Origin of the sequence: Acinetobacter sp. YH12252, assembly GCF_013417365.1 — a bacterium.
GTDB lineage: Bacteria > Pseudomonadota > Gammaproteobacteria > Pseudomonadales > Moraxellaceae > Acinetobacter > Acinetobacter towneri.
Genome location: NZ_VPEA01000001.1, coordinates 480,422 through 498,133, shown reverse-complemented (window position 1 = coordinate 498,133; position 17,712 = coordinate 480,422). Strand labels below are relative to the sequence as shown.

The following is a 17,712-nucleotide window of genomic DNA, read 5'->3' as shown; positions in this document are numbered from 1 at the left end:
GTTCCATTTTAGAGATTTGTTTAAGATAAGATATAACTCATTGAGATGTGTCATAGTATTCGTCGTTAGAAAACAATTATTGTGACATTATTTCAATGAGTTATCTATTTTTGTCGTGTACAGAGAAAATCTGATTACTGGCAGCAAACTCATCTAATTGAGTTTGCGTCACCACACGCACAGCATTCATTTCATCGACCCGCACCAAAAGTAAATTGGACAATGCAGGCTGATAACGGCGTGCGCTGCCAAAAGGCGTATAAGCCACTTTGGATTGCGAGGAAAACAGTAACCAATCTTCATGCCCAAGCATCACAGCAAAAGGCTCTAGCCCTTGATTTTGCATCTGCTTCACTATGTACTCAGCCTGCTGTTGGATTGTTTGTGCAGTCATGTTTATTTTCCAAATCTTCAAACTCAACCATAGTATAAGCTAATGTCCATTTGGTGCCGACATGCTCCACACTGATATGCATTGCGCTAAATTAAAGCTTTGCATGAAAAATGGATAATCCCCATATGTTCATGCTGAAAATAAATACAGCCTAAAACTAAAAATCATTAACAAAATATTTCTAAGTCATCTTTTGGCAATATATCTAAGACCTTAAAATTAATTACGCCACCTCAGTTAAAATAATAAATATCAATAATTTACAAATAAATAATTCTTTTAAAATATTCTAATTGCTTAAAAGGACTTTAGATTTCTAAAAATCAGTGAAAAAAATGTCAAAGAAATACATTTCTGCCCTTTAAAAATTCAAGAAATATCCCTATTAATAATTAAATAAATGGATAGGAGTTCTCTCGTGAAAAAAGTTGTTAAAGCAAAAAATTTAATTGCGTTTCGTATTTGGTTAGAAAAATTAGGTTATTCAGTCAAAAATTTGGCGGATGGTCACGGTTTCACATTTAGCTTTCAAAAAGAATATGGTTTGGTCACTTGCGAGCTTTCTGGTAATGCTTTAGCAATGAAATTAGGCGAGGAATTTGAAGACCATTTAAAAGCATAAGTACTTATACAATATAGATAAGTATGCGATAACGGTTGAACTTGATAGGATGCAAAAATAAAAATTCAAATCGTATTTCATCAACATTTAAAGATGATCTTGCCCATAACCTGTTTATGGGCTTTTTTTATGTTGAATTTTAAATCTTAAAATACATCTAAGCCTTGTCAAAGAGATACAATGCTTTAAAGCTAAAATAACAGGCAATAAAAAAGCAAGGTCATTGCCTTGCTCTTTAATGTATGGTGGGGACGGAGAGACTCGAACTCTCACACCTCGCGGCGCTGGAACCTAAATCCAGTGCGTCTACCAATTTCGCCACGTCCCCAACATCGGGTACCAACTGAGTTGTTGGATTTTAATTTGGCAGAGGATCAAGGATTCGAACCTTGACGAACGGTTTTGGAGACCGTCATGCTACCATTACACCAATCCTCTGTAACTTAAAATCAAGCTGACTTGATATTTAAGTGGTGGGGACGGAGAGACTCGAACTCTCACACCTCGCGGCGCTGGAACCTAAATCCAGTGCGTCTACCAATTTCGCCACGTCCCCGATGGCTGTGTATATTATAGAGATCACTTCCTGATGACAAGCCTTTTTTATAAAAAAGCACAATGACTGTTTAAATAAAAAACAAAAAACTATTTTTTGATTTTTTCTTAAGCATATTCAGCCACTAAGCCATAATTTCAACTCTGCAATACTCGTTGCACGCTGCGAATAGGACTTTGCCAACATGTGATTCAGCAGTGGTAAAAATGCTTGTAGATGCGTAGAAAGTTGGATATGCAATCTTTGACAATGTAAATACGCCCAATCGTGGTAACTATTTGCCTGCAAGCGTTGTTGCGTTAACCATTCATAAAAAATAATGCCTAACGCATAAATATCACTTTGTGCAGTTTTAGGCTGTCCGTGAAATAATTCTGGCGCCATATAACGTGGTGTGGCGGTCATCCCCTGACATTGAATATCTGCAACTTGCTGTGCTTGCTCAAAATCTAACAGTTTGATTTGCCCATCTAACTGCACAATATGTTCAGCTTTTAAGTCGGCATGAATCCAACCCAATTGATGCAATGCATCCACTGCTTCAAAGACACGCAAAAATATGTGTTTAATCGCTTCTGTATATTCAGGTAGATTACCCATCGCAAAAACAGCTTGCGCCTCAGACAGAATTAAAGCACGTGAATAGACCTGTGAATAATGCGATGAAATGTCGTGTGAATTACCCTGCGGCTGAATATGAATGGGTGCAGCATCCATCAATTCACATGGCAATAAAAAAGATAAATGTGATGATTGCGCGTACTGTTTATAAAAGTTCCATTCTTGTGCAAAGCCCTGCTCTACTGTCGCATAAACTCCCTGTTGTTGGGCTTTCAGCCAATAAAACTGCCCTTGATGTTCAAAACGATAAATATGCCGACCATGTTGCAAACTTTGCGCTTTACTGCGCAACTCGAACTGCGCAGTATCTAGCTGTTGAACATCCAAATTTAAAACATTAAACAACACTTGCGCCAGTGCGCATTTCTGCTGCGACTTCGGTGGATACCTCTATTTGTGGTACATTTAATAACTCTAAGCAATGTTGCAAAGTTTTACCGACACGTGCATGCGTTTCAATTGATGAAATTTTCGGCCAAGTCGCACGCTCGCCTTCACGCTGTAAAATTTTAAATAAATGTGGTTTCGGGTTTTGCAACATATAGCTGTAATGACGCAGGTTATAGCTTCCTACAATATTCACATCACCATAATAGCGTTGATCGACAATACCATAGCCATGATCTAGCAAACGACGCACAGGCGGTACAGCTCCTGCTCGCTCACGCACAAAATCCATTACCCCACGACTAATGACTTTGCCCTGACGACGAATAATCCGTTCTGGCCAACTCAGCATATCTTTACGATAGCGCTTAATATCATCCTGCATAAAAGGCACTACATGCGGATTGACCTGACTGGCGATGGTGTAATTAATATTATACAAACGCGCCATTTTTTCCTGCGGGAAATCACTACGCACACTGCCATCCACCCAACGGGTTTTACCCATATATGGAGTGTGTTCGCCATCATAGCGTTTGTTGGTTAAACGTACAGGTGGAAATAAAATTGGCACAGCACACGAGGCCAACACCGCACTCCAAACCAATAAATCTGGCGCAGTAAAGCTGTTCATAATGCGTGAGTCTTGCGATGCATCATAAGGCGCAACCGCCACATTAATATGCAAACCTGATTTTTGAAAAGCTTCTTCAAACGTGGTATCGCCCAAGTTTTTGATCAGGAATTTTTTTAAATAATGCACATCGGCAATTCCACCATTACCTTTAAGAATTTCGCGCATTTGTCTAAACTGAAATGCTTCGTGGAAAAATGACTCACCACCCAAAATATGCTGTACTTCTTCAGGTTTTGCGATGCCTAGCATTGCAGTCATTATTGCACCCGCGCTCGAACCCGACAGCACTTTAGGCATTAAATCCTGTTCAAGTAAGGCCTTACAAACACCTGTATGAAACAAACCTAGCGTTGCCCCACCAGAGAACATCAAGGCAGGTTGTCCGTATGCAGTTTGGCATTGCTGAAAAAACTCTATTTTTTCTACTTTGGTTAAAGCCTGACATTCATCTGAAGCGACAAAAGCCAAACTTTTACTGACTTCATCCACATAATCTTCAATAATTTTTTTAGTACCCACATAGGTTGCAGTAAACAACATCGGATGGGCAATATTGGCGATGTCAAAAGTTAAACCTTCACGCAAAATATAAATTAAATCGTGACTGCGTTCGGTGGTGCGATAACGGCGTAATAAATTTAAACGATGCGAGATAATTTCCGCATCAAAATATGGCGAACTGTTGTCATATTTCCATTCTTGCGCACCAGTTTCTTCATCTATACGAATGGCAATACTTTTCCATTCTTCATACGATTCGGCATTTTGAATTTGGCGCTTGAGTTTTTTTATGCGATAGGCTTGATGCGGATTAACATCTTCGGTGAAATCTTTAAATAACATAGCATTCCTCAATCCGTTGGTTTATTCGCAGCACTACGCTTGCCTATGCCTACTATACACAACAATATCTAAAAAATTGTAATACGCGTCAATGACTCGATTCACACTTTGATTGTCAAATCTAGGTCAATTGCGCTAGTCTTAAAGTGTAGCAATCTGATCTGCATTTTTTAAGCTGAATTATCATGGCAAACCTAGATTTACCCGACAACATCTTATTATCACTTTCTCATGTACTCCAACAACTACAGCAAAGTTTACCTGCTTTAAAACAAGAAACCGACTTTTCCGCCATCGCATTCAAATGGCAAGATCGACAATTGATAGCGATTCAACAACCAAGAAAAATTGATTTAGATGATTTAAAAGGCATCGAAAAGCAAAAAGAAAAAGTCATTCAAAACACCTTGCAGTTTTTAAATGGCTTACCTGCCAATGATGTGTTACTTACAGGCTCACGCGGTACGGGAAAATCATCTATTGTACGTGCCCTATTGACCGAGTATGCCAATCAAGGATTACGTTTAATTGAAATTGAACGCGATGATTTGTCTGAATTGCCAGAAATTCAAAAAATCATTCAGCATCGTCCTGAAAAATTTATTGTCTACTGTGATGATTTAGCTTTTAACGCAGAAGATGAAAATTATCGTAGTTTAAAAAGTGTTTTAGATGGTTCATTACAATCAGGTTCCAGTAATTTTATTATTTATGCAACCAGTAACAGACGTCATCTATTACCTGAATTTATGCATGAAAATACACCTGTCACTCGTGTAGATGTACCGCAATATACTGAGTTGCATCCTCAAGAAGCAATTGAAGAGAAAATTTCACTGTCTGATCGCTTTGGTCTATGGCTGTCGTTTTATCCAATGGATCAAAATCTATATTTAGAAATTGTGGAGCATTATTTACACAAAGCCGAAATGCCAATGACTGCCGAAGTACGTGCAGAAGCATTAAGATGGTGTCAGGCACGTGGACAGCGTTCAGGGCGTGCTGCCTATCAATTTTCTAAACACTGGATTGGCTCGCAGCAACTTAAAGCACTTTAAATATTTTAATGGGTTGTTTGCATATAGAAGATAGTCAGCAACCCACTCTATTTAAACGCGCTAAATGACTGAGCGACTACTGACCTTGTTCTGCAGCAATCCGTGCCAATGTGTCTTTATAAAATTCTTCGCCATGCGCCTGCATTTCTGCCACAGTCGGCTCTCCTACATATACTTCTTGCGGTACTGTCGCTTCAGGTGTGATAGCCGAAGGATGAGTTGCTACAGTAGTCAAACGAGTCGGTACTTCGACCTGTTGGGCTGTCACTGAACTCGGCTGATTTTCTGTACTATTTATATTTTGCTGTATTGACTCAGCCCCTTCGCAAGCGGTCAATACCATCATCCCCATCACACAAATAATGCAAAATGTATTTTTAAATCGCATGTTTATCTCAATTGGTTTTATATTAAATATCTACCAAAAATCATAGTTTAAAGTTGAAAACACAACAATTGGACAGGATTCACAGATTTAAATACTGCTGTCAGCTACTTTATGGATTTCTATAAATTGTAGGATGAGTGCACAAAAAAAATAAAGCAGTTCTATTTGAAACCAATACGTGAAATAAAGTTTGGGATAGAATATGACTATAAAACTTCAAAAAAATTAAAAATATTTATATTGCAATTATTTAATTTTACTTAATAAGATCAACTTTAGTCCATTGTATTATTTTATGAACCCATTATTCGCTTAAGATGCAATCTCTTTAAAACAAACAACGGTTAAAAAATAATGTTTAAATTTAAAAATTTGTTAATTACAGTAAGTTTAATTACAACGCTTACAGCATGTACACAAGTGAAAACGCAAGAGTATTATGCCGAGAACTTAGATGAAGCTAAAAAAGTTTTGCAGAAGTGCGAAGAAATGGCCAATCAAGGTAAATCACTAGAAGGTAAAAAATTAGAAAACTGTACAAATGCAGGGAATGCTGTGATGCAAGGCATGATGAAAGATCTTACCAAAGGTTTAATGGACGCAGTTCGCTAAGTCTTAAGTATTCGTTTCTAATATTAATGTAAAAATTTAGCATATAAAGTCAGAGGCAGATTATTGCCTCTGATTGATTTTATGCTACGAACAACTTAACCCGCAGTTGGATTGGTAAGCTCCGTCATTGGCCAACGTGGTGTAGTCGTAACCGATAAACCATCTTGCTGCCCTGCTTTTAAACGCTGATAGCCCGCAAAAGCAATCATTGCACCATTGTCGGTGCACAATGCAGGTTCTGCATAATAAACCGTTGCACGAATTTTAGCTAAATCTGCTTCTAAACGCTCACGTAACCGAGTATTTGCACTCACCCCACCCGCGATCACCAAGCGTTTTAAACCTGTTTGTTTTAAAGCTTTTACCGATTTTTTCACCAAAGTATCAACAATCGCTTCTTGGAAACTTGCCGCAATATCGGCATCACGGTTTTCATCACCTAACTTTTTCATTTGTACTGAAACCGCAGTTTTTAAACCGCTAAATGAAAATTCTAAGCCTTGGTGCAACATTGGACGTGGAAATTCAAAAGCTTTGGCATCGCCTTGTTCAGCTAGTTTGGCGATATTTGGCCCACCCGGATACGGTAAACCCATCATTTTGGCAACTTTGTCAAAAGCCTCGCCTGCAGCATCATCAATCGACTCGCCTAACAATTCATATTGGCCAATGCCATAAGCTGCCATGAGCTGTGTATGTCCACCCGAAACCAATAAAGCGACAAACGGAAATTCTGGCGGTGTCGCAGACAATAATGGTGCAAGCATGTGCCCTTCCATGTGATGCACCCCAATTGCAGGTTTATTTAAGGCAAAAGCTAAAGTTCGTCCAAATAATGCGCCTGTCATGAGTGCGCCCATTAGCCCCGGCCCACGGGTATAAGCCACTGCATCAATTTCAGATTTTTTGACTTGGCTCTGCTCAAGCAATTGATTGATTAAAGGAATAAGTTTGCGCACATGGTCACGTGAAGCCAGTTCGGGTACCACACCACCATACTCTGCATGCAATTTAATTTGGCTATACAGTACTTGCCCGCGCAAACCTAACTCGCTGTCATACAGTGCAAGTCCTGTTTCATCACAAGATGTTTCTAAGCCTAAAACGATCATTAAATTGCCTATAACCTGTATCAATTCTATTGCGAAACCTATTATAGACTTGTGATATGAGATGTAAATGAGTAAAATACTGACCTTCACTTGTGATCGTGGGCAATTTCGCCCAGATCTTATCCATAACTTAATGAGGATTCTTCATGCCACAAGTTAAATTGAAAGAAGGCGAACCAGTAGACGTAGCTATCCGTCGTTTCAAACGTTCTTGCGAAAAAGCAGGTGTTTTAGCTGACGTACGTAAGCGTGAATTCTACGAAAAACCAACTCAAGAACGTAAGCGCAAAAAAGCTGCTGCTGTTAAACGCTACCAAAAGAAATTGGCGCGTGAATCAGTACGTACTACTCGCCTTTACTAATTAATTTGTGATTGCCTGTCTGGATTAAATGATGACGACTTTAAAAAACCAAATTACTGACGTTTTGAAAGCGACAATGCGCGCCAAAGAAATGGATAAGTTAACGGTAATTCGTAGTCTACAGGCGGCAATTAAGCAAATCGAAGTCGATGAGCGCAAAGAGCTTGACGATGCTCAGGTTCTTGCGGTCATTGAAAAGCAAATTAAACAACGTAAAGAATCGGTTAAAGCCTTTGAAGGCGCTGGCCGAGAAGATTTAGCTAGTAAGGAACAAGCCGAAATTGAGGTGTTATCTCAGTTTCTACCAGAAGCTATGACTGAGGAAGAACTTGATTCCATGATTGCGCAAACCATTGAAGCGCAACAAGCTACTAGCATGAAAGATATGGGTAAGGTGATGAACTCTCTGCGTCCGCTCATAGCCGGGCGCGCCGATCCTGCTCAAGTATCTGCCAAAATTAAAGCCAAATTAAGCTAATTAGCTCACCCCAAATTTGTGCTTCTCCGAACACTGATTTAAATGTCAGATTAAGCCCGCTTTAATCTTTCTATCTAATGCTATTAAGTAAAATGCTAAACCTAGGATGAGATAGATTATCTATTCACCCTTAGACACTTCTGCTTTAACTTTTTACTTTAAATCGCAGTTCACTTGATATTTTTTCAGTAATTGCATTTCTTTAGATGTGCTGACCTGCTGAATCACGTCCTGTTTATTAATATTCTGATAACGACGATCCAAATAGGCACGGTTTTCATCTGCTGCCTGATATAAACGATCAACATAACGACTAACAATGCCGCAAAACTGCTGCTGTTGCTGCGGATTAAAACCCTGCTGTTGTGGGTTTAAGCCTCGTAAAAACTGTCGGGTATCTTGTTTATATTGCGCATTAATTTCTTCAACAGCCAACACATACTGCTCTGCACTCGCAGCATAGACATTTTGCAAGGTCATCCCCAAAGTAAGGCATAAATAAATATATTTTTTCATTTTCAGGTCAGGGTCGTTTCAACTCAAGTTCTATTTTAGCATTGTATATTCGGTGAATAACTATTCACACGACTCAATTGCCAAAAAGTTGGGTTTGTATTGCGCAAATGCTTGCTCACATGGTTCGGGAACTTTGCCTTGAGTCACTGTCCCTAAGCGTAAGCGAATAATATCGGGTAAATCTAGCCGATAAGAATAAATCGGGCTGCCACACTCCTGACAAAATACCCGTGCTTTATTGGGACTATGAAAATATTCTTTTAGATATTTTAAGCCACGCACCACTTCAAAATGTTCGCGTGCCACTGGACTATTCCATCCCATAATACCGCCTTGCGCACGACGGCAATGCTGGCAAAAACATAATATTGTTTTTTCAATTTCGGCATGGTAACGGTAATACACCGCACCACATAAACATTGTCCCTCAATCATTCTTAAACTCCTTTTCTTTATTGTTATGCCACCGTATGTACACCCGACTTATATTTTTAACTGTCGTTCTCTTTGCATTTCAGTCACACGGTTTTTTATATTTGCCGACATCGCCTGATTGTCTTTGGCTAAACGCTGCGCGTGCAGTAATGATTTAATTGCCTCTTCTTCCCAACCTGACCAATACTGTACTTCTGCACGATACCGTAACACATTTACCGTGCGTAATGCAGAGCTTCGGTCTACATTTGCCGTTTGCTGCATTAAATTCCATGCCGATAAATCACGTGGATTTTTTTGCAAGAAATCCTTCAAAATACTTTCTGCTTGCGTAGTTTGATTTTGACGAATCAAAACCTCGGCCCATTTATAATTCAGCGCACGATTTTCAGGCATAATTCGCGCAGGTGAACCAATTGTTTTGAGCGCTAAATCAATTTTATTTTGCCCTAAATAAATGTCAGTTTGAATAAGTGTCAATAAATTATGTAAACGATTGTGACTTTTGGCCTGATCTATACTTTGTTGCGCCAAAACAAAATCGCCTTGCTGGCTATAAAAATAAGCCAAAGCCAAATTCGCCGCAAAATGGTTACGGGTTGCAAATGCTTTAAGCTGCTGTTCTGTCGCCTGCTGCGAAACCACCAAACTATATAACTTTAAAATCTCAAAGTCTTCATCACGCAGCGAGGTTGGCACTGGTGGCAATTGATTGGCACGTAAACGCGCCTCACTCATCCGCTCTGTGGTTAAGGGATGGGTAAACCAAAAGTCAGGTAAGAAGCTCACTCGACTCGTAGTACGGTGCATCACCTCAAAAAAGTCTGCCATGCTTTGTGGGTTATAGCCTGCGCTATACATATATTGCATGCCAATACGGTCTGCTTCACGTTCCTGATTACGGCTATAAGTCAATTGCTGATCCATTAAAGCGGCTTGAGAACCCATCATCACCGCTGCGCCTGCATCACCATCGGCTTGTGAGGCAACCAATGCCCCAACCACAACCCCAGCGAGTGCCAACAAACCCTGTCCTTTAAATGCCTCTTGAGAGCGACTGTAATGACGTTGCGACACATGCGCAATTTCATGCGCCATCACGCCCGCAACTTCATCCATATTACGGGCAGAATTAATAAGACCTGTGTTTAACGCAAATAAACCACCCGGCACAGCAAAAGCATTAATTTGTGGATCATTGATAATGAGTAGCCCAATGGGTTGCCCCAATTGAGTTTGGCTGAGTAGATACGAAAACGTATTGATTAATTGATCTTCCAGCCACGGGTTTTGCGTGACAGGCATTTTACGCTGCACTTCCCGATAGACTTTTTCACCAATACTGCGTTCTTTTTGCTGATCAATTAATCCCACACCACTGCCTATTTCAGGCACATTAAATTGTGGTGTGGTGGTTAGATTGGCACTTTGGGTTGTCGCAATACTGGCAAAACTCAAACCGCAGATCAGTAATAGATGTTTCAATGGATGATCTCAAATACATATTTTGCATAATGATTCACTATAACATTGAAAAATGAACGCATTTGCAATGATGTGTTATCAATTTTTACCAAATCATCTTTAACTTTAAGACGTATAACAAGCAGGATTAACAACATATTGCGGGCGACGTCCTTCCAGCGCATCAACTAAATTTTTATAGGCTAAGTTTGCCATTTGTCTACGAGTTGCTGCAGTTGCTGAACCAATGTGCGGCAAAGTCACGACATTATCTAACTCAAATAATGGTGATTCTTGCAGTGGTTCTTTGTCATAGACATCCAAAGCTGCGGCAAAAATTTTGCCTGCTTGTAAGGTCTGAATAAGTGCCTGCTCATCAATGACCGAACCACGCGAAATATTGACCAAAATTGCATGAGACGGCATTAAATCAAGTTCACGCTGACCAATTAAGGCTTTAGAGTCTGCATTTAAATCGACTGCCAGCACCACAAAATCAGACTGTTGCAGCAATTCATCCAGACTTAAATATTCTGCATTAAATGCCTTCGCCACTTCCATTTTTTCACGACGATTGTGGTACACCACATTCATATTAAAACCATGAAATGCACGCCGTGCGATAGCCGCACCAATATGCCCCAAACCTACAATACCAATGGTTTTACCATAAATATCCTGTCCAAACTGCGCTGCACCCACGGTACGTTTCCATTGCCCTTGTTTAGTCCACCGATCTAAATATGGCACTTGTCGTGCTGCACTCATCAATAAAGTAAAGGCTAAATCTGCTGTGGTTTCAGTCAAGACATGCGGTGTATGGCAAAGACTAATCTTTTGTTGGGTTAAATAATCTACATCATAGTTGTCGTAACCGACACTTACACTCGAAATCACTTTGAGTTTAGTCGCAGTATGTAAGTTACTTTGATTAAGCAAGCGCCCTGCACCAATCATGCCATCGGCATCTTGCACATGCTCAAGAAACTGTTGATTCACGTCACCCAACTTCGGGCTGACCTGCACCACCTGATAATCTTGCTCTAGCTTACTTAAAATTTCTGCATCAATTTGACTAAACACTACCACTTTTTTACGCATGATTATCCCTGTTTCGTGTCTACAATTGCTTGTATATGTAGAGTTTTAAATATCTGAATTGACTTAGGCTTTAGGCTGTAACGATGTGATTTGTATCGCATCCCACAGACTTTTTTTCAACAGCGGTTGATCTAACATCTCTTGCAAGCTGGCTAAATGCAAACATTGTTCAGATTTAAAATGTGGTAATTGACCTAAAATCAGCATGTTTTTATCTGTGCTCAAGACATCAACAAAACCTTGCACATAATTTTCTACCCCGATGCCGTCTTGTAATACTTCTAAAGCAAAAGGCCATTGCAATACGTGATATTCGGCCTGTAGCGCATGTTGAATATTACGCCACAATTGTTGCTGTTCCTGACTCAAGGTAGTGCTTTCTACCAAAATGACACAATGTGGCAACTGCAAAGCTTCAATACTAAATGCTTCAATTTGCAGCATGACACGCGCTTCAGGAACAACTTCTGGCGCGGCCGCTTCAACTGTCGTATGTTGCGGAGATGGTTCTTGCTTAGGCTTTTCGTGAATAATCGGCTGTTGTTGTTTTAATTGTTGAGGTACTGCAGCAGGAACAATAATTTCGCTGTGTATTTCAGGTGCAGCTTGGTCGCGCCAAACCGATGATTGTGGCAAAGTTTGAGACACAGCCGTTCTGGAAACCCAAATATCGATTCCCAAACTGGCTAAAATGTCACGCTGATGCCCCATCATGTTTATCATCACCTATCTAATTTTTCGCTGCACGTATTTATCACAGAACAACATGCAAGATAGCACCTATTCTACCTAGAAAGGCTGCACAATGCTGTGCTTTCTTTCACCCAATCTGACCTATTCGTATTTTTTCAAAATCTGCTTTAAACACACCTAATCAATCAGTGTCACACAATCATCAAACTGTTTTGTTTTTGCATTTGCTCGACAATTTCTTCGGTTTTAAAACCTAAACGCCAATAGAGCAACTCCAAAACATCCAATTCATCTTGGGTGATAATACGGTCATTCCACAAACAAATTTCAGCAATGCCTAACACCATCAGTCGATCACGCAGCAGCAAACCTGCCATATCATTTAAAATTTCTGATAAATCAATCGGTTCATCTGAAATTTCTTCATAATCAATCAATTCATCTGCAGTTAAAACACGTTCTAAAATACGTTCACGTACATCTAACTGATTAACACTATTAATTTGCTGCACATGCAATAAAGCATCGATTAAACGTACAATTTGCGGTTTAACTTCGTGTAACGCTGCAGGTGTATGTAAAGGCAGCAAGTTCAATTCAAACTTGATTCGTTCAAGCAGCAAAGCATCTAACAAACCAATTTCACCATCTTCCTGAATGATTTTTGCCAATTTGGTTAAAAACTGCCGTGCGATACTCAGCGGCATACCACCAATATTTTTACACGCTTCATGGAAAATCGAGATATGTACTCGCCCATCCAAATGTAATAAAGCATCTACAATTGCACGACTCACTTCTGCTTCAGCAGGAATAAATTCACGATATTGGCGAATCATCAAAATAGCGACAATCACCTCACGCGAACCCGTTGCCGTTTGTAAGGCACGCTGAATTAGCTCTGGACGCGGCATGTTATTGCGAATTTCAGGCTTGAGTGGCTTAATTGCATCATTAATTGCAAAGCTAATCGGCGACAAGCGCAGCAAAGGCAAAGGTTGCGGCGAGCTCCACGGCGCATAATATTCAGCATTCATTTCTTCTAACGAGCGAAATAGGCTAAACAAAGGCTGATTGCGTAAACGCTTCAAATTTTCGAGTTGTAAGTCTTGCACCAAGGTTGGATCAAGCTCAAAAATACGGGCTTCAACACTTGGATGAATATTCATCCAGCTTTGCGGACTGAGCGAGTTAGCAAAGCACATGTGGGAAATCGATTCTGAATATTCACTATGAATTTGCGATCCCGCATGATGCACATAAATCCGCAGCAAAGTTTGAATATTGGCATTATTTTGAATCAAACGTTTGGTTTTTAAATCATTTTTAAAGGTACGTCCGCTTAGACTAATATATTTAATTAAGCGGGTAATCAACACTCCTAAACTGCCAAACAACCAAATACCACCACCTACAGCCACAAAAAAAGTCGCTAACTTATGTGGCGGCGCATCACGATGTTGTCCAAAACCAAGTTTGGCGATGCTACTGCCCCACTTACTAAACGTGGTTAGACTACTGTAGAGGATTTTAAGTTTAGTATTATCAATGGTTTCACCACTTAAAATATGGTTAAACTCATGGCTGAGCAATCCATAAAGCTCTTGCTCATCCAAGTTTTGCAAAGCGCCCCAAGTCAAAATAATCACAATGTCTTTATGACTAAAGCCTGCGGTTAAGGCATTCACCCCAATTTCATCGGGCAATACATATACAGTAGGCGCTGGGATTTGAAAGGTATCGGCCAATTGTTCGGTCAGTTTAAGTGCGGTACTTTCTTCTGGGGTACTTTCGAACTGGGTTAAACGACGCGCACCCAATTGTTTTGCCAAAGAATGACCGCCTGAGCGAAAAACGTAAAATTCCAAAATAACGGATACAGTCATAATCAACACCAAGACCGTAATCCAGTATGGACTTAGACTGTGCCAATAGATGGATTGGCTTGAATCGACATAATAGACCAACAGACCCAAAACTGTGTTTAAGATAAACAGGGTCAAAGCGACTGCAACCAAACATAAAATTGCAGACCAAATCATATTTTTGTTTTTAATCAAGTAACTACTCACAGACCTCAATGTAAACATCCTGAATTACATTGTATTTGAGCCACCATCATAAATGAAAAAAGCGGGAATTTCCCGCTTTTCTCACTGAGCTGATCAGAAAAAGAATTAACTCTCTTTTACACCAGTTAAGTCTACTGACGCAGCATCAATATTGACATCAATATAACCATCTTTGCCTTTTTTAGCCAAGTCGTTGCGCTTTTGCTCAAGATCATTCAGATAAGCTTCGTCAATTCCGCCAGCTACATACACACCATCAAATACTGAACAATCAAATTCAGTTAAATGCGGTACTTTATGGGTACGAACGGCTTGTTTTAAATCTTCTAAATCTTGGAAAATTAAACGGTCTGCACCAATAATTTCACGAATTTCTTCGACATTACGGTTAGACGCGATTAATTCATCTTTGGCTGGCATATCAATACCATACACGTTTGGATATTTCACCATTGGCGCTGCAGAAGCAAAGAATACTTTTTTCGCCCCAGCATCACGTGCCATTTGAATAATTTCGTTACAGGTCGTACCACGGACAATCGAGTCATCCACCAACAGTACATTTTTGCCTTTAAACTCAAGCTCTACAGGGTTCAGTTTTTGGCGCACTGATTTTTTACGCAATTGCTGACCTGGCATAATAAAGGTACGTCCGATATAGCGGTTTTTCATAAAACCTTCACGGAATTTAACCCCTAAAGTATTTGCCAATTCTAAAGCTGAAGTACGCGATGTATCTGGAATTGGAATAACGACATCAATATCGTGCTGCTCGCCCCACTCTTGAGTAATTTTATGCGCCAGTTTTTCGCCCATTTTCAAACGCGCTTTGTACACTGAAATACCATCAATGGTCGCATCTGGACGAGCAAAATATACATATTCAAAAATACATGGGCGATATTCAGGTTTAGCTGCACATTGCTGGGTAAACAATTCACCTGCATCATTAATAAAAATCGCTTCGCCTGGCGCAATATCACGCTCAACTTTAAAGCCAAGTGCGGTAATTGCAACTGATTCTGATGCAATAATATATTCCATGCCCTGTTCAGTTTCACGCGAACCATAAATCAATGGACGAATACCATTCGGGTCGCGGAAGCCAACCAATCCTTGACCTGTAATCATTGCAACAACGCCATAAGCACCTTTGCAGCGCTCATGCACACGGCTGATCACATGAAAAATATCTTCTGAAGTTGGGTTTAATTTGCCACGTTTTTGCAATTCATGTGCAAATACGTTCAATAACACTTCTGAGTCAGAATCGGTGTTCATGTGACGTAAATCTGTTTTAAACAGATCTTCGTGAATTTCTTCGGCATTGGTCAAATTACCATTGTGTGCCAAAGTAATCCCGTACGGCGAGTTCACATAAAATGGCTGCGCTTCGGCACTGCTAGATGAACCTGCAGTTGGATAACGCACGTGCCCAATACCATAATTACCTTGCAACGCACGCATGTGACGCGTATGGAATACATCACGCACCATACCGTTATCTTTACGCAAGAACAAACGTCCATTGTGGCAAGTTACGATCCCAGCTGCATCCTGTCCACGATGTTGTAACATCGTTAATGCATCAAACAACATTTGGTTAACAGGTGATTTACCAGCTATACCAACAACTCCACACATAGCAACCTCGCAGACCAGCTAGGGATTAATAAAAAGGATTATTCGTTGAGCCATCTGCGCCAGAGCGGTTTTCTTTTGCGTCAGATGCGATGTCGGAAGATGGCGCGGCACCTTTCGACTTGATGTGCTGTAAAGCCTCATTGGCAGCGTCTTTGGACAGTTCTGTTGCCCACGGTGCATACGGCAATAAAGTTTGCACAAATTTAGACTGTTTCCAATAAGGCGAGCTTTCGACCCAAGGACCAATGCCTTGAATGGTAATAAGAACAATGAGTAAGCCTTTCAAGGTACCAAATGCACCGCCTGCCAAACGATTTAATGGGCCAAGTTTCAAGCTCTTTAAAACACCATTTAAAACAGCGGTTACAATCCAGGTCAGTACCACAATCACCAAGACAATAAATGCAAAGGCTGCAATTTTTTGTACCACAGGATCGCTACTGAGTGCTGTCATCGAAGGTGCTAGGACAACTGCATATTTTGCCGCAACAATTAGGGCAAAAATCCATCCTACCAAGTTCGCAAAGGCTTTAATAAATCCTTGTCGCAAACCGTTCAACCCTCCAATAAGCAAGAGAATCAGAATAACGATATCAATGGTATTCATAAGTTATAAGGCGTTCACACAATCTTGAACCAACTCAGGACCTGCATAGATTAAACCACTATACACCTGAACCAAGCTTGCACCTGCATTTTTTTTGGCAACCGCTTGTTCGCCCGACAAAATGCCACCGACACCAATTAAAGGAATTTCACCTTTCAGTGCTGCTGAAAATGCTGCCAAACATGCAGTACTTTTTTCAAACACAGGCGCGCCCGATAAACCACCAGCTTCATCGCCATGCGGCAAGTTTTCTACGCCTTCACGCGACAAAGTGGTATTGGTCACAATCAGGCCATCAATTTTGAATTGCAATAATTGTTTGGCAATAAACTGAATATCTTCAGGGTCAAGATCTGGAGCAACTTTTAATACCAACGGCACATAATGTTGATGTTCTTCGGCTAACTCCAACTGACGCTGTTTGAGGGTTTGCAATAACTCAGTCAGCGCATCACCACTTTGCAAACTGCGCAAGTTTTTGGTATTCGGTGATGAAATGTTTACGGTGATATAAGAGGCATAGTTATAGACTTTTTCTAAACAAATCAGATAATCATCTACTGCATTTTCAACTGGCGTATCGGCATTTTTACCAATATTAATCCCCAAAATGCCTTTAAATTTTGCCGCTTTGACGTTTTCAATCAGCTGATCGACCCCATCATTATTAAAACCCATACGGTTAATAATGGCTTTGGCCTGCGGAATGCGGAATAAACGTGGATGCGGATTGCCCACTTGAGGACGTGGCGTAATGGTACCAATTTCAATAAACCCAAAGCCTAAACCAGCCAAGGCATCAATATACGCACCATTTTTGTCTAGACCTGCTGCCAAACCTACTGGATTAGGGAATTCAATTCCCATACACGTCACAGGTTTCGCTACAGTCTTTTGACGCATCAAGCCCATTTTATGGCTCGATTTCAATAGTGATAGTGTCAGCTCATGTGCACGCTCTGGTGCTAAAGAAAATAACAACGGGCGGGCTAGAGAATACAACATATCTGCAAAAGTCTACTGCTTTCTAAGTCGCCATATTATAGGCTTAGCCCAGTCAAAACGCTATGCTTGACATGGGTTTATTTTCCGAGTTTCGGACTTTATTTT

19 protein-coding genes and 3 tRNA genes are annotated in these 17,712 nt (G+C 40.3%); 5 read left to right on the top strand and 17 right to left on the bottom strand.

Translation table 11 applies throughout. The features are described 5' to 3' along the window. Positions 1 to 100 precede the first annotated feature (100 nt). The gene (locus FTV28_RS02435) at positions 101 to 394 is read right to left on the bottom strand and encodes a hypothetical protein (protein WP_179989341.1); all 294 of its coding nucleotides are present in this window, start codon (positions 392 to 394) and stop codon (positions 101 to 103) included. A gap of 418 nt (positions 395 to 812) precedes the next feature. Here FTV28_RS02435 and FTV28_RS02430 point away from each other — a divergent pair, with 418 nt between their 5' ends. Beyond that, the gene (locus tag FTV28_RS02430) at positions 813 to 1,016 is read left to right on the top strand and encodes a hypothetical protein (RefSeq protein WP_004971452.1); all 204 of its coding nucleotides are present in this window, start codon (positions 813 to 815) and stop codon (positions 1,014 to 1,016) included. 243 nt (positions 1,017 to 1,259) lie between these two features. Here the strand turns inward: FTV28_RS02430 and FTV28_RS02425 are convergent. The 5 genes from FTV28_RS02425 to FTV28_RS02405 all read right to left on the bottom strand — a co-directional run bounded on the left by FTV28_RS02425 (position 1,260) and on the right by FTV28_RS02405 (position 4,060). Beyond that, positions 1,260 to 1,344 (bottom strand) — tRNA-Leu (locus FTV28_RS02425). A gap of 36 nt (positions 1,345 to 1,380) precedes the next feature. After that, positions 1,381 to 1,454: transfer RNA gene (locus tag FTV28_RS02420), tRNA-Trp, on the bottom strand. Positions 1,455 to 1,487: 33 nt separating this feature from the next. Beyond that, a tRNA-Leu gene (locus FTV28_RS02415) sits at positions 1,488 to 1,572 on the bottom strand. A 117-nt stretch (positions 1,573 to 1,689) separates the two neighbouring features. After that, a complete protein-coding gene (locus FTV28_RS02410) occupies positions 1,690 to 2,541 on the bottom strand; it encodes a protein kinase (protein WP_179989340.1) in 852 nt (283 codons plus the stop codon). Continuing rightward, on the bottom strand, positions 2,531 to 4,060 hold the full coding sequence (locus tag FTV28_RS02405; protein ID WP_131261332.1) for a DUF3336 domain-containing protein: 1,530 nt from the start codon (positions 4,058 to 4,060) through the stop codon (positions 2,531 to 2,533). The genes FTV28_RS02410 and FTV28_RS02405 overlap by 11 nt, the downstream gene beginning before the upstream one ends. A gap of 185 nt (positions 4,061 to 4,245) precedes the next feature. On the opposite strand from FTV28_RS02405, the gene FTV28_RS02400 reads away from it, so the two are divergent. After that, complete coding sequence (locus FTV28_RS02400; protein WP_096902520.1) at positions 4,246 to 5,118, top strand: ATP-binding protein; 873 nt, start codon at positions 4,246 to 4,248, stop codon at positions 5,116 to 5,118. 76 nt (positions 5,119 to 5,194) lie between these two features. Here the strand turns inward: FTV28_RS02400 and FTV28_RS02395 are convergent, their stop codons facing one another. Continuing rightward, complete coding sequence (locus tag FTV28_RS02395; RefSeq protein ID WP_104851815.1) at positions 5,195 to 5,506, bottom strand: hypothetical protein; 312 nt, start codon at positions 5,504 to 5,506, stop codon at positions 5,195 to 5,197. Positions 5,507 to 5,860: 354 nt separating this feature from the next. Here FTV28_RS02395 and FTV28_RS02390 point away from each other — a divergent pair, with 354 nt between their 5' ends. After that, positions 5,861 to 6,118 carry an EexN family lipoprotein gene (locus tag FTV28_RS02390; protein WP_004971457.1) on the top strand — a complete coding sequence of 86 codons (258 nt, stop codon included), beginning with the start codon at positions 5,861 to 5,863 and terminating at the stop codon, positions 6,116 to 6,118. Positions 6,119 to 6,213: 95 nt separating this feature from the next. Here the strand turns inward: FTV28_RS02390 and tsaD are convergent, their stop codons facing one another. Further along, a complete protein-coding gene (tsaD, locus tag FTV28_RS02385) occupies positions 6,214 to 7,230 on the bottom strand; it encodes a tRNA (adenosine(37)-N6)-threonylcarbamoyltransferase complex transferase subunit TsaD (protein WP_004971458.1) in 1,017 nt (338 codons plus the stop codon). A gap of 146 nt (positions 7,231 to 7,376) precedes the next feature. Here tsaD and rpsU point away from each other — a divergent pair, with 146 nt between their 5' ends. Further along, complete coding sequence (gene rpsU / locus FTV28_RS02380) at positions 7,377 to 7,592, top strand: 30S ribosomal protein S21 (RefSeq protein WP_001136722.1); 216 nt, start codon at positions 7,377 to 7,379, stop codon at positions 7,590 to 7,592. A 31-nt stretch (positions 7,593 to 7,623) separates the two neighbouring features. Beyond that, the gene (locus FTV28_RS02375; RefSeq protein WP_096902523.1) at positions 7,624 to 8,070 is read left to right on the top strand and encodes a GatB/YqeY domain-containing protein; all 447 of its coding nucleotides are present in this window, start codon (positions 7,624 to 7,626) and stop codon (positions 8,068 to 8,070) included. Between the two features lie 153 nt (positions 8,071 to 8,223). Here the strand turns inward: FTV28_RS02375 and FTV28_RS02370 are convergent, their stop codons facing one another. The 9 genes from FTV28_RS02370 to FTV28_RS02330 form a co-directional block, all read right to left on the bottom strand. Beyond that, complete coding sequence (locus FTV28_RS02370; protein ID WP_004971462.1) at positions 8,224 to 8,586, bottom strand: hypothetical protein; 363 nt, start codon at positions 8,584 to 8,586, stop codon at positions 8,224 to 8,226. Positions 8,587 to 8,646: 60 nt separating this feature from the next. After that, complete coding sequence (locus FTV28_RS02365; protein WP_096902524.1) at positions 8,647 to 9,021, bottom strand: GFA family protein; 375 nt, start codon at positions 9,019 to 9,021, stop codon at positions 8,647 to 8,649. Positions 9,022 to 9,069: 48 nt separating this feature from the next. Continuing rightward, the gene (locus FTV28_RS02360) at positions 9,070 to 10,506 is read right to left on the bottom strand and encodes a M48 family metalloprotease (RefSeq protein WP_179989339.1); all 1,437 of its coding nucleotides are present in this window, start codon (positions 10,504 to 10,506) and stop codon (positions 9,070 to 9,072) included. Positions 10,507 to 10,611: 105 nt separating this feature from the next. Continuing rightward, the gene (locus FTV28_RS02355; protein ID WP_179989338.1) at positions 10,612 to 11,586 is read right to left on the bottom strand and encodes a D-glycerate dehydrogenase; all 975 of its coding nucleotides are present in this window, start codon (positions 11,584 to 11,586) and stop codon (positions 10,612 to 10,614) included. A 63-nt stretch (positions 11,587 to 11,649) separates the two neighbouring features. After that, positions 11,650 to 12,300 carry a hypothetical protein gene (locus tag FTV28_RS02350; RefSeq protein WP_179988426.1) on the bottom strand — a complete coding sequence of 217 codons (651 nt, stop codon included), beginning with the start codon at positions 12,298 to 12,300 and terminating at the stop codon, positions 11,650 to 11,652. A 170-nt stretch (positions 12,301 to 12,470) separates the two neighbouring features. Then, positions 12,471 to 14,360, bottom strand: coding sequence for a M48 family metalloprotease (locus FTV28_RS02345; protein WP_179989337.1), 1,890 nt, complete (start codon positions 14,358 to 14,360; stop codon positions 12,471 to 12,473). A 96-nt stretch (positions 14,361 to 14,456) separates the two neighbouring features. Further along, entirely contained in the window at positions 14,457 to 15,995 is a 1,539-nt protein-coding gene (purF, locus tag FTV28_RS02340) for an amidophosphoribosyltransferase (protein WP_096902526.1), read from the bottom strand. Positions 15,996 to 16,020: 25 nt separating this feature from the next. After that, positions 16,021 to 16,602: a CvpA family protein gene (locus tag FTV28_RS02335; protein WP_179989336.1), complete on the bottom strand. Its 582-nt coding sequence runs from the start codon at positions 16,600 to 16,602 to the stop codon at positions 16,021 to 16,023. Positions 16,603 to 16,605: 3 nt separating this feature from the next. Continuing rightward, positions 16,606 to 17,607 carry a quinone-dependent dihydroorotate dehydrogenase gene (locus tag FTV28_RS02330; RefSeq protein ID WP_179989335.1) on the bottom strand — a complete coding sequence of 334 codons (1,002 nt, stop codon included), beginning with the start codon at positions 17,605 to 17,607 and terminating at the stop codon, positions 16,606 to 16,608. Positions 17,608 to 17,712: the final 105 nt, after the last annotated feature.